Source organism: Planococcus dechangensis, assembly GCF_042654465.1.
Classification (GTDB): Bacteria; Bacillota; Bacilli; order Bacillales_A; family Planococcaceae; genus Planococcus; species Planococcus dechangensis.
This window is the reverse complement of record NZ_JBHSGL010000002.1, coordinates 131,842-144,595: the sequence shown is the minus strand read 5'-3', so window position 1 is coordinate 144,595 and position 12,754 is coordinate 131,842. Positions and strand designations below refer to the sequence as shown.

The window sequence follows — 12,754 nt, the reverse complement described above, 5'->3', positions numbered from 1 at the left end:
CAGGCGCTCTTTTTTGGTATCAATTTTCAAGGTAACGATACAATGTAGATTTGCTGATGCCGGTTTGCTCTTTGATCTCTGCTAAGCTATACGTTTTGCTTTTATACATCTCAATTGCTTTCTTGACATTGGCATCAGGCTTTCGTGGCCGTCCGGCATGCATGCCTTTTCGCTTGGCTTCCGACAACCCTGCTTTTGTGTTGGCACTGATTGCATCACTTTGGAAGTCAGCCAGAAATTTTAAGATTTCCTGAAAAGAATAGAAGTTTCCTTCCGCGGTATCGATTTGTTCTTGTGCAGATTGGAAGGAAGCTTTTTTTTCTTCCAACAGTTCCATCAGCTCGACCAATTGCCTTGTGGAATCTGCAAGCACATGCAACTTCCAGACAACGAGACGGTCGCCTCGTTCTAGGGTTTCGAGCATCTTATTCAATTCGGTCCGCTGTTTCGGGGAATTGTGGGATTCCACATATACAGCCTCACAGCCTGTCTCTTTAAATAAGGCATGTTGCTTCTGGCAGTCCAAGTCTTCTTCAATCGCTCTTGCATAACCGATGTGCACATGAAAAACTCCTCGCTGGCAAATTAATTTTATTATACCATATTTTTTTAGAATAAAAGGACCAAAAAGGTTCCATTAATGGAGCTTCGGTGCTAAACTGTTTTCATTGTGAAAAAAGGTTTCGGGGATACCGAAATTTTCAAATTGCTGAAAGAGGAGTACAACAACATGAAGCAAAGTCTTAAAACCCAATGGTTCGGAAATATCCGTGGAGATATATTATCAGGCATCCTAGTCGCGATTGCGCTTATTCCAGAAGCCATCGCCTTCTCGATCATCGCAGGCGTCGATCCAATGGTCGGATTATATGCCTCCTTCAGCATTGCAGTCATTATCGCATTTGTCGGTGGGCGTCCCGGCATGATCTCGGCTGCGACCGGTGCCATGGCGCTGCTTATGGTGCCACTTGTCCGTGACCACGGGCTGGAGTATTTGCTTGCGGCGACGATTTTAACGGGTGTCATCCAGATTTTGTTCGGCGTCTTCAAAGTCGCAAAAGTGATGAAATTCATTCCACGCGCTGTCATGATCGGCTTTGTCAACGCATTGGCAATCTTGATTTTCATGGCGCAAGTGCCTCATTTTCTCGGCATCAACACGATGACTTATGTATTCGTCGGCATTACCTTAGCGATCGTTTACATCTTGCCGCGCTTTTTCAAAGCAATTCCGGCTCCATTGATTGCGCTCGTTCTTTTGACGGCGGTGGCCATCTATTCAGGATTTGAATTGCGTACGGTAGGTGATCTTGGAACCATCAGCCAAACTTTGCCGACTTTCCTATTGCCGGACGTTCCGTTCAATTTGGAAACTTTGGCGATCATCTTCCCGTATTCTTTGGCGCTGGCGATTGTCGGTTTGCTTGAGTCCATGTTGACGGCGAATATCGTCGATGATATGACCGATACGACAAGCGACAAAAATAAAGAGGCAAGAGGCCAGGGCATTGCCAACTTCGTCACCGGTTTCTTCGGCGGCATGGCGGGCTGTGCGATGATCGGGCAATCGATCATCAATGTCAAATCAGGCGGCCGTGGCCGTCTGTCGGCACTCGTCGCGGGGACTTTCCTAATGTTCTTGATTATCGTGCTCGGCAACGTTGTCGTCCAGATCCCGATGCCGGTGCTTGTCGGCATCATGATCATGGTCTCGATCGGCACGTTTGATTGGTCTTCTTTCAATTATTTGAAGAAAGCGCCGAAAACCGATTCGATCGTCATGGTCGCAACTGTTGCAATCGTTGTTTACACACACGATTTGTCGATCGGTGTACTTGCCGGCGTCTTGCTCAGTGCAATTTTCTTCGTCTCGAAGATATCGAAAATCAAAGTGGAAAAGCGTTTGCTGGATGCGACGCAATACCGAGTGGAAGGACAATTATTCTTCGCGTCGGTGGAAGACTTCCTTGAGAAATTTGACTTTGATGTTGAAGGAGAAAAAATCGTCATCGACTTTACGGACGCCCATATTTGGGATGATTCCGGCGTCGGTGCGGTGGACAGGGTCGTGTTGAAATTCAGGGAAAATGCCAATGAAGTGGAAGTGACCGGGCTCGATGCCGGAAGCCGGAAGCTCATCGACCAATTGGCGATTTTTAAAAGCTCAAACGCAAAATTGCCGACCCATTAATAGGAATGAATAAAAAGCCAGCCCTTCGATTAATGAAGGGCTGGCTTTTTTATGGATTATTGCTTAGTCCGGATAACTAACAACAATTGTGTCAATAAAGCCAGCATAGGGAGTTCCAATAGCAGACCGACGATGAGTGCGAGTCTTGAAAAACGGCCAAGTACACGGATAGCAAAATTAGCTTTTTGTCATATCACAACCCTAAGCGTTGTTCGTTTTAGCGTATACGGAAACAGGAGACACGAACTTTCTCTTCAATATAGTGAGAGAGAGTTATAACACAGGCGTTTCCTGCTCTTTCGCTGAAGTTTTCACTACGCCTGAAAGGTTGACCAAGATTCCGGCAGCGGCCATAAGCAGGATGAGCGAAGAGCCGCCATAGCTGATGAAAGGCAAAGTGATGCCGGTGATCGGCAATAATCCGGTAATGGCGCCGAGATTGAAAATCGCCTGGATCATAATCATGAACGTCAGTCCGACTGCGAGCAGCTTCAAGAAGGGATCATTTCCTTTGATGGAGATGCGCACGCCTCGATACATAATGAACAGGTAGGACAAGACGACAACAAAAAAGCCGATCGTCCCGAGTTCTTCCAAAATGACAGCCATGATGAAATCGGTGTGGGCTTCCGGCAAGTAGCCGAACTTCTGGAAACTATTGCCGAGCCCATTGCCGGTAATGCCGCCTGAGGCGATCGCGTAATACGAATTGACCAATTGATAACCATCCCCGAGCGCATCTTCGAACGGATCGCGGAAAGACAGGATGCGTTTGAGCCGGTACGATTCACTGACGGCCAAATAAATGACGCCGGTTAATCCGACAATGCCAAGCCCGAGCAAATGCTTCAAACGAACGTTCGAACAAAGCAGGATGCAGCCGCATGCCAAAGCAAGGGATGTGGCTGTACCCAAGTCTGGCTGGATGAGAATCAATACAAAGACCAGGCCTAAAATGATGAGTGGGGGCAGCACCTCGGTTTTGAAATTGTGCAGACGGTGCTGTTTGCTGGCATAGACTTGAGCGAAATACACGACGATCGCGAGCTTGACCGCTTCTGACGGCTGGAACATGAGCGGTCCAAGCTGAAGCCAGCGCTGGGAATAATTGCGCTCCACGCCAATTCCCGGCACCAACACAAGCACCAAAAGGAACAGCGACACCAATACGAGCAACGGCGACAGCTTGCCGATTTTACGATAAGGAAAAATGATGGCCGTCAACAACAGCAGCAAGCCGAGGCCGAACGAAATCAATTGTTGCGAAAAAAAGAATTTGTCATCCCCGTAACGCAGCATGCCGAGCGGGTAGCTGGCACTATACACCATCAAAAGGCCGAATGCGCAAAGAAATAAAATGGCGCCAAGCAGCGGATAATCGATGTTTCTTAAATGATTTTTCATATTAAGCCCTCCTTGCGCTGTGCCATGCGGTGTCAGAAGCGAGGACAGAGTTGCTGCGCTGCTGGATGCTCAATACGAGCCCGAGCGCCATCATGTTCGTCAACAGCGCGCTGCCGCCGTAGCTGATGAACGGCAGTGCAAGGCCGGTGACCGGCATCAAGCCGATCGTCATGCCGATGTTCTGGAATACTTGGAAAGCGATGAGCACCGCTATGCCGCCGGCAACATATGTACCGAACAAATCATCCGAACGTATGGCGACCAGGACGATGCGGTAAATGAGCAGAAGAAACAACAGGATGAGCACAGCGCTTCCAGCAAAACCGAATTCTTCTCCGATAACGGAAAAGATAAAATCGGTATGTGCTTCCGGAATGCGACCGCTCTGCACTTGAGTTCCTTGTGCAAAGCCCGACCCGAACATCTGCCCCGATCCGATGCCTTGCTTGGCGCCGATCAATTGATAGCCGAGGCTTGAAGCGTGCTGCTCCGGCGCAAGCCAGCCGTAGATGCGATCGAGTTGATGCGGCTTGATGAACAAGCTGAACACATTAAAAAAGTATTGATGAAGCAAAACCAACACACCGATAAAAGCTGTTGCAAGCGCCAACAAGGCGGAAATCAGCTTTAAAGAAACGCCTGAAATCATCAGCACCGCGAAAAACGCGCTTACGACAACGAGTGCCGAGCCTAAATCCGGCTGCGCCAAAATGAAATAAAACGGGAGGGCGGTCGCTGCCGCAAGTTTCAGCGTCAGCATCAGCTGGATGCGCCGAGAATTGTTGCTTTTGTCGTGGCGGACAAGCACATGAGCCAAAAAGAGGATCAATCCGATTTTGACAAACTCGGAAGGCTGGAATTCAAAAAGGCGCAGGTCAAGCCAGCGCTGTGAACCGTTTCGGGACACACCGAAGAAATGGACGAGCATCAACAAAACGATGCCGGATATGTATATCGGCCAAACGAACTTCTGTAGCAAACGATAGTCCATTTTGGCAATGGCGAATAGCAGGCCGATGCCAATGGCGTACCAAATGACTTGTCGTTTGGCGAAATAAAACGGGTCGGATGCAGCGTATTGCCCCGAGCCGCTGTAAACAGTGAGCACGCTGAATAAAAACAGCGCAAGCAGAATATATAGAAAAGAATAATCAAGTGGGTAAGTTTGTTGGCGTAGTCTTCTCATGTTGCCCCCTTTAAGAAATTTCATGAAGTTGCTTCTATAGTTTGGACTGCAATAAAGACAAGACAAGTTGAACGGCCATCACGTCATCGACATAACCAAGAGGGAAAATATAATCTGGAATAACGTCGATCGGCGCAATGAAATAAAGCAGTGCCGCTCCGATCAAGGCGAGTTCTTTCGGGCTGCCGCTTTGGTTGCGAAACTTGTGATAGAAGTTTTTCAATTGGTCGATATGGGGGCCTGAGCTTTCGAGTTTCTCCACTTTCGCTTCGAATGATTCAGCAACTTGTTTTTTTCCGTCATCGGTTTTCGCGTGCTGCTCAAAATAATAGAGCTTGCGTCTCACTTGTTCCGGAGACGGAGGAGTTGTTAGCAAGACGTCGCTGAAAACCTCGGAATCGTTAGTGTTTTGATGGTCAGGAGTAGCAGGATATCCTGCTGCTTCTAAGAAATAGGCAAGGGGCACGCCGAAGCTTTGCGAAAACTTCTGCAGATGGTCGAGTGTCGGCTTGCGTTTGCCGTTGATGATTCTTGAAATGCTCGCTTTGTCAATCTGTGTCAAAACACTGAGGTGCCCCATCGACCAAGACCGTTCGGTGAGAAGATCGTTGATGAAACTGCCAATGGCAGGAAGAGAATTGTTCATAATTAAAGCCTCCGCAGCGAATCAATTTTATTTTTACTTTACTAAAATCGTTGACAAAGTGTCAACGACTTGCGAAGAAGAAGCCGCTAATGTTTACATTTCGTGAACAAATTCGCCACAAACCGCGAATAAATGTGAGACGCCTCTTGAACATATAAGCGCATGGTGATATGTTTATCGTGCTGTGCTTAAAATGATGAAAAAACCAGTCGGGGTGATGACTAGATGGCTGTAGAAATACAATCGATGGATATCGAAAAAGCGAGCCTTTTATTGAAACTATTAGGCGACAAAACACGTTTGAAAATGGTCAAACTTTTAGAAACAGATGATTTTTGCGTGTGTGAATTTGTGGAGATCTTCGGCATTAGCCAACCTGCCATCAGCCAACATATCCGCAAGCTGAAAGATGCAGGCATGGTGACAGAAAGCCGGAAAGGCCAATGGATATTTTATTCATTGAACCAAAGCGGGGAATGCGCGGAATTGATGATGGCGCTATTGAAATTTTTGCCGGACCAACAGGGGATAGCAGCCGAGTTGGAAAAGAAGGGCAAACGCATACACTGCGGAAAGTGAATAATGGACGAATAGACCGACAAGACAGTGCAAGTTCAGTTCATTAATACATAAGTCGATATGATTCAGGAGGAAATGGAATGGATGTTCAGCAGTTAGTGTTTTTATTCATAGGTGGACTTGGGATTTTCCTGTTCGGTATTAAGACCTTGGGAGATAACCTTCAAAAAATTGCAGGCGACGGGCTCCGCAATCTATTGGACCGCTTTACCACAAACCCGATCAAAGGGATGCTCGCGGGTATCTTCGTCACGATCCTGCTCCAGACAAGTACCGGGACGACGGTGTTGACAATCGGTCTGGTCAATGCTGGATTCATGACGCTGCGCCAAGCGATCGGTGTCATCATCGGTGCGAACATCGGGACGACGGCGACTGCATTCATCATCGGAATCAAAATTTCGGAATACGCGTTTCCGATTATTTTCTTGGGAACTGTATTGTTGTTTTTCTTCCATAATGAAAGAGTCAAAAACTATGGCCGTGCAATTTTCGGCTTCGGTGCGTTATTCCTTGGTTTGAACTTGATGGGCGACGGGCTGTATCCATTGCGCGATGCACCGTTGTTCCAGGAACTGACGATCAGCATGAGTAATAACCCACTGCTCGGCGTGTTGATCGGAACGGTCTTCACTGTAGCGGTCCAAAGCTCATCTGCAGCAATCGGTTTGCTGCAAACTTTGTTTGCACAAGGATCGATGACTTTAGATGCGGCTTTGCCGGTGTTGTTCGGGGATAATATCGGCACGACCATCACCGCTGTACTCGCAGCGATCGGTGCATCGGTAACGGCAAAACGGGCTGCCCTGGTCCACGTCATTTTCAATGTCGTCGGGGCTGTTGTGGTATTGCTTTTGCTCGTGCCGTTTACAGCGCTCGTTGAATGGATTCAAGCCACACTCAATTTGAATCCGGAAATGACGATCGCTTTTGCCCACGGCATATTCAATATCTCCAACGCGGCTCTTCAACTGCCATTCGTTGCAGTGCTTGCATGGATCGTCATCAAGGCCATCCCTGGCGATGACAAAGCCATCGCCCACACACCGGAACACTTGGACAACCGCTTTATCGAACAATCGCCTTCGATTGCCATCGGCCAAGCGAAAAAAGAAGTGCTGCGCATGGCGGATCTTGCCGGTGAAGGTTTGGAAGAAGTCATCATGTACTTCAACACAAAAAAAGACAAACATCGCGATATGGTTATCCAATACGAAAGTGCCATCAATAGTTTGGATGAAAGCATTTCAGAATACATGACCAAAATCTCGACTCATTCTCTGACACCGAATGATTCCAAGACGCATAGCGTGCTGCTAAACACGGTACGTGACTTGGAACGTGTCGGAGACCATATGGAAAACATTATGGAGCTGGTCGATTACCAGCGTGAAAACAAAGTAGTGTTCTCGGAAGATGCGATTTCCGATATAGAAGAGATGTTCACGCTGACACTGTCGACATTGCGCCAAGCGATTCACGCCCTTGATACGGATAATATCGAAGAGGCCAAAGAAGTAGCGAAAAAGGAAGACGATATCGACCGCATGGAACGCGTCTTGCGCAAAAAGCATATTTTGCGCGTCAATAACCGCGAATGTACAGGTACGGCTGGAATTGTCTTTACTGACATGGTCAGCAACCTTGAGCGTGTCGGCGATCACGCCGTCAATATCGCTGAAACAGTACTCGAAGTCGATTAATAAAGAGTGGCCACATGAGATGGCCCGACCAATAAAAGAAAACTGCCGGTACTCGTTCGAATGAGTGCCGGCAGTTTTTTGTGACGATATTATTGAAAAGTTATGGACAAATTTGGATTAAAGGAAAAAATTTCTATAGTATTAAGTATTTTCTATTATATAATAGCGGTAAATTAAATCTCCGGATATAAAGGTGGAGCTCCCATGAAAAAATTAATCACTGGCGTCGTTACTGCTGTTGTGCTGTTATCGTTACCGTTCATTGTGTGGTTGACACAACAGCAAAAACCGTTGGAAGTCGCCATCATCGATAAGACCGTGCCGTCTGAAAGTTACCGCGAACATAAAGGTCTAACATGGATATTGAACCATAACCGCTATGTAACGGGCAGTCAAACGAATTATGAGAAGGATTCGGGCTATTACGGTTTTATGCCAAATGAAGCCGAAGAAAGCTACGAAATAAAGGAAATCACGGAACTCGGGGAAAGCTATGACTTAATTTATTTGGCCGATACGTACGGCGTCTACAAAGAAGACTTGCCGTGGCAACCAGCTGATTCCGAACGCTCCGAGCTGATATACGGTGGCTTGCAGATGGCCGAGTGGCAGACAATCAAGCAACAAGTGATGGACAGCGGCACTGATTTGGTCGTCGAGTTCAATACATTCGCTTCTCCTACAGAACAAGCAGTAAGCGCCGATATGGAAGCTTTCTTGGGAGTCGAGTGGAGCGGTTGGACTGGCCGTTATTTTGCAGATCTGGAAAAAGGAACAGCGGTGCCGGAATGGATCGTCGAAAACTACGAAGGGGACGGCCAAGACTGGCAATTTGAAAAAGGTGGATTTGTCCTTGTGGAAGACGCAAGCGGAAAAATTGTCGTACTGTCTGAACAACAGGGCGATATTGAAGAAGGCGGACTTCATGTCAACTTTACGGATGGTGGGAAATCAGCCTTCGATTTAGGAAACAGTCCTTCATTCGACTATTGGTTTGATATTAACGAAGTCCAGCAAGCCGATGTGCTGGCTGAATACGAGTGGCAGCTTGCGGACAAAGGGCAGGCTTTGTTATCTGAGTATGGCATTCCGTCCAGTTTTCCAGCAGTTGTCCATAGAACCGTCAACGATGCGCAAGTGTATTATTTTGCTGGTGATTTTGTCGACGTAGAAGATGTGCCGGCAGTTTATCAATACAGCGGGCTGGCGAAATTGCGGTCGCTATTGTCATTGGATGCTTTTTCAGGCACCGACCATTTTTACTGGAAAACTTACGTGCCGATGATGCAGTCCATACTCGCCGGTACGGAAGAAAAAGAATTAGCGCCGGTTGAGCAGGCGTCCACTGCCGCCGAAAAGGAGGGCCTTACTTACCCTGCGCGCATAGCCGGTGAGCAATACGAAGTATTCGAGGACGGCGAATGGAGAGAATTCACCATCAAAGGTGTCAATATGGGCATGGCAAAACCGGGTACATTCCCAGGTGAAGCGGCGATCACACGCGAAGAATATGACCGCTGGTTTGAAGCAATCGGCGAGATGAACGCCAATGCAATCCGTGTCTATACGCTTCATCCGCCAGCTTTTTATGAAGCATTTGCCCAGTACAATAAAAACGCGGACACACCGCTTTATTTGTTTCATGGCGTGTGGATCGATGAAGGGCCTCTCGAAGAAACTTTGGACGCGTTCACCCCGGAAATTACGGAGCGCTTCCAACAGGAAATGAAAACAGTGGTCGATGCTGTCCATGGCGATGCGCAAGTCGAGCAAGAGCCTGGGCACGCGTTCGGCAATTACAAAGCGGATATTTCCGATTATGTCATTGGCTGGATGATTGGCATCGAGTGGTATCCACTTACCGTTGCCGAGATGGACAAAAAATATCCGGATCTCGGTGACTATAGCGGCCGTTTTATCGAAACGGAAGATGCCAATCCGATGGAGCACTGGCTTGCGGAGCAATTCGACGTCTTGGCAGAATACGAAGTCGATGCGTATGAAAGCATGCGTCCTTTGAGTTTTACAAATTGGGTAACGACCGATAACCTCGACCAACCCGCGGAGCCGAGTAACCAGGAAGATATGGCGACGGTCGACCCGAATCATATCCATACCAAAGGCGAATTTGAAGAAGTCGGCATGTTTGCTTCGTATCACGTCTATCCGTATTATCCGGATTTTCTCAACTTGGAGGAAAACTACACGGAGTTTATCGATCACCGGGGCAAACCGAATAATTACGCCGGCTATTTAAGGGATTTGAATGAGTCGCATGACATGCCGTTGCTCATTGCGGAGTTCGGTATTCCAGGTTCGCGCGGCATGACCCACAAAAATCCGTTCGGCTGGAATCAAGGCTTTATTTCTGAAAGTGAACAGGGAGAAATCGTCAGCCATTTGTATGAAGATATCCTCGAAGAAGAGTTGCTTGGCGGTTTGGTCTTCACGTGGCAAGACGAGTGGTTCAAGAGAACATGGAACACGATGGATTACGACAACCCCGATGAGCGCCCGTTCTGGTCCAATGCCCAGACCAATGAACAGCAATTCGGTTTGCTGAGCTTTGATCGCCACAAAGTAAAAGTCGATGGCGAAGACGATTGGCAAGAAGAATCCATCCTTTATGAAAAAACAGATGGTGCCTTGCGTACATTGTCGATGGATTCAGATGAACGCTATGTGTACGTAAAAGCCGATTTCGACCCAACAAAAGAATGGTGGGGGCAAGACGAGTTGCGCCTCTACTTTAGTATCCGCAACGACGCTGGCATTGAAATTGAGGATGAGTTCCTGGCCGATTTCGAGTTGTCGATTGACGGGGAACAAGCCGCATTGCGGGTTGCGGGTGATTACGATACTTTCTATTATGATTATCATGAACGGTTGAAGATGATTCCGGAAGAAAAGGATATTGAAGACACCTTCCATCCGATGCGCTTGGCGCTGAACAAAGAATTCACGCGGCCGGATACGGGGGAAGTATATCCGTTTGAGTATTACGAAACAGGGGAGATGCGCTTTGGGATGGCCAATCCGGAGCATGCTGAATACGATTCATTGAATGACTATTATTATTCAGAGGACACCGGCATACTGGAAATCCGCATACCGTGGATGCTGTTGAATTCCAAAGACCCGGCGAAAAAAGAGTTCACCGGTGATTTGCAAAAAGACGGCATCGAAGCAAGCGTAACGGTCGATGGCATCAAGGCAGCGGCGGTGCTAGGTGAAGGGCAAGAATTGGAGTCCCTTGGCTTGTCTGACAGCAAAATGTATTCATGGGAACCATGGGGAATGCCGCTATCAGAAGAACGACTCAAAGAATCGTATTATATTTTGCAGGAAACATTCGGAAAAGTTGAATAGAAAAAGATCTATAAGGGAATGATCCCTTAAAGTTAGAATGTTGGTTTATGCAGCTGATTGGCTGGTATGCGTCCGGTATTACACCGGGCACATGCCAGCCAATTTTTGTATGCTGCGTTCCTCGTAGTAAGAGATTAGAAAATAACTCTCTGAACTCGCTAATTAAATCGGATGCCTATATACCGCAATCTCCACTAGGGAAGCGATTTCCCCTCCAGCGGACGAAACCAACAGAAGCATTAAAAAATGTTCATCACACCAAACAATGAAATCCAACAGCTGCCTAGCGTATACGGGTGAGCCGAAGCAAGAAGACAAGTGGTTTTCTCGGCTTATTGCGTAAGGCCATAACCAAGCAAGGCGGCGAACCCGGTGGCGATGCCATGGACAAACAGCTGCAAATGTCCGCAAAAAAATTCTACTCACTGCTTTCTGATTCTCCACTAGGAAAGCGATTCCCATTATGGAAAATAAAACAACACACGAGCACCGAAAAACAATTGAAAATAATTCTCAATTAGAGCTTGAAAGCGAATTTTATTCTGCTATACTAATAAATGCAGGCAAGTGATAATGATTATCAGTATCATTAAGGTTTTCGAGAGGAGCGATTTATTGGAATTGGGTAAGGCAGGCGCGGAAAACACATATAGCTACTACATAAGCACATTCAAATAATTTCTTTACCAGAAAAGGAGACGGAAAAAATGAAGAAATGGATATTCGCAAGCGTACTTCTCATAATATTGGCGGTATTGGCGGCGTGTGGCTCAGCTGAAGAATCAACAGATAGCCAAACGGCAGAAGCGCAAACAACAGAAGCAGAAACGATGACGGTAACACATGAACTTGGTGAAACAGAAGTCCCGAAAAACCCTCAGAAGGTAGTTGTCTTTGACTTCGGTATTTTGGATACACTGGATAAATTGGGCGTCGAATCAATTGTTGGCGTACCTCAAGGAAACGTTCCGTCTTACTTGGAAAAATTCGAAGACGCTGACAAGTACGAGAATGTCGGCACATTAAAAGAAGCAGACTTTGAAACCATTCATGCGATGGACCCTGACTTGATCATCATTTCCGGACGCCAGGCAGAAATGTATAACGAATTCAACGATATCGCACCGACTATACATTTGGGTGTAGACACAAGCGACTACATGAATTCATTCACTACTAACATGACAACGGTCGGAGAAATCTTCGGCGAAGAAGCGCAAGTGGAAGAAGCGCTCGCAGCCATCAACGAACAAATCGAAGGCGTCCAAGCGAAAACTAAAACGACTGAAGGCAAAGGCTTGATCGTCTTGGCGAATGAAGGAAAAGTAAGTGCATACGGAGCAGCTTCACGCTTCGGCATCATTCATGATGTGTTCGGCGTAAAACAAGCTGATGAAGGCATTGAATTGTCGACTCATGGACAAAGCATTTCGTATGAATACATCCTCGACACAAACCCGGATATGATGTTTGTGGTGGACCGCAACGCAGCTGTCGGAAATGATGCAAGCGCGAGCGATACATTAGAAAATGAATTGGTGCAAAAAACCAATGCTTACAAAAACGAAAAAATCATCTATTTGGATCCAGACTATTGGTACCTATCAGGCGGTGGATTGCAATCTGTCAGCGAAATGGTGACGGCCATCGAATCTGCACTTTAATCGATCAACTTC

Annotated in this window: 9 protein-coding genes; 5 read left to right on the top strand and 4 right to left on the bottom strand. The window is 47.1% G+C overall.

Features of this window, described 5'->3' with window-relative positions:
* Window positions 1-19: 19 nt before the first annotated feature.
* The gene (locus tag ACFO5U_RS01215; protein ID WP_377275954.1) at window positions 20-562 is read right to left on the bottom strand and encodes a recombinase family protein; all 543 of its coding nucleotides are present in this window, start codon (window positions 560-562) and stop codon (window positions 20-22) included.
* 168 nt (window positions 563-730) lie between these two features.
* On the opposite strand from ACFO5U_RS01215, the gene ACFO5U_RS01210 reads away from it, so the two are divergent.
* A complete protein-coding gene (locus ACFO5U_RS01210) occupies window positions 731-2,191 on the top strand; it encodes a SulP family inorganic anion transporter (protein WP_377275953.1) in 1,461 nt (486 codons plus the stop codon).
* Window positions 2,192-2,464: 273 nt separating this feature from the next.
* Here the strand turns inward: ACFO5U_RS01210 and ftsW are convergent, their stop codons facing one another.
* Genes ftsW through ACFO5U_RS01195 form a run of 3 tightly spaced genes read right to left on the bottom strand, consistent with a single transcriptional unit; the run spans window position 2,465 to window position 5,427 of the window.
* The gene (ftsW, locus tag ACFO5U_RS01205) at window positions 2,465-3,595 is read right to left on the bottom strand and encodes a putative lipid II flippase FtsW (RefSeq protein ID WP_377275951.1); all 1,131 of its coding nucleotides are present in this window, start codon (window positions 3,593-3,595) and stop codon (window positions 2,465-2,467) included.
* A gap of 1 nt (window position 3,596) precedes the next feature.
* Complete coding sequence (gene rodA / locus ACFO5U_RS01200; RefSeq protein ID WP_377275949.1) at window positions 3,597-4,781, bottom strand: rod shape-determining protein RodA; 1,185 nt, start codon at window positions 4,779-4,781, stop codon at window positions 3,597-3,599.
* A 34-nt stretch (window positions 4,782-4,815) separates the two neighbouring features.
* Window positions 4,816-5,427, bottom strand: a complete 612-nt coding sequence (locus ACFO5U_RS01195) for a DUF1232 domain-containing protein (protein ID WP_377275947.1) — start codon at window positions 5,425-5,427, stop codon at window positions 4,816-4,818.
* Window positions 5,428-5,652: 225 nt separating this feature from the next.
* Between ACFO5U_RS01195 and ACFO5U_RS01190 the strand changes: the two genes are divergently transcribed.
* The 4 genes from ACFO5U_RS01190 to ACFO5U_RS01175 all read left to right on the top strand — a co-directional run bounded on the left by ACFO5U_RS01190 (window position 5,653) and on the right by ACFO5U_RS01175 (window position 12,742).
* Window positions 5,653-6,006, top strand: a complete 354-nt coding sequence (locus tag ACFO5U_RS01190; protein ID WP_377275945.1) for an ArsR/SmtB family transcription factor — start codon at window positions 5,653-5,655, stop codon at window positions 6,004-6,006.
* A gap of 80 nt (window positions 6,007-6,086) precedes the next feature.
* The gene (locus ACFO5U_RS01185; RefSeq protein ID WP_377275943.1) at window positions 6,087-7,709 is read left to right on the top strand and encodes a Na/Pi cotransporter family protein; all 1,623 of its coding nucleotides are present in this window, start codon (window positions 6,087-6,089) and stop codon (window positions 7,707-7,709) included.
* 204 nt (window positions 7,710-7,913) lie between these two features.
* A complete protein-coding gene (locus ACFO5U_RS01180) occupies window positions 7,914-11,078 on the top strand; it encodes a hypothetical protein (protein ID WP_377275941.1) in 3,165 nt (1,054 codons plus the stop codon).
* Window positions 11,079-11,785: 707 nt separating this feature from the next.
* The gene (locus ACFO5U_RS01175) at window positions 11,786-12,742 is read left to right on the top strand and encodes a siderophore ABC transporter substrate-binding protein (RefSeq protein ID WP_377275939.1); all 957 of its coding nucleotides are present in this window, start codon (window positions 11,786-11,788) and stop codon (window positions 12,740-12,742) included.
* Window positions 12,743-12,754: the final 12 nt, after the last annotated feature.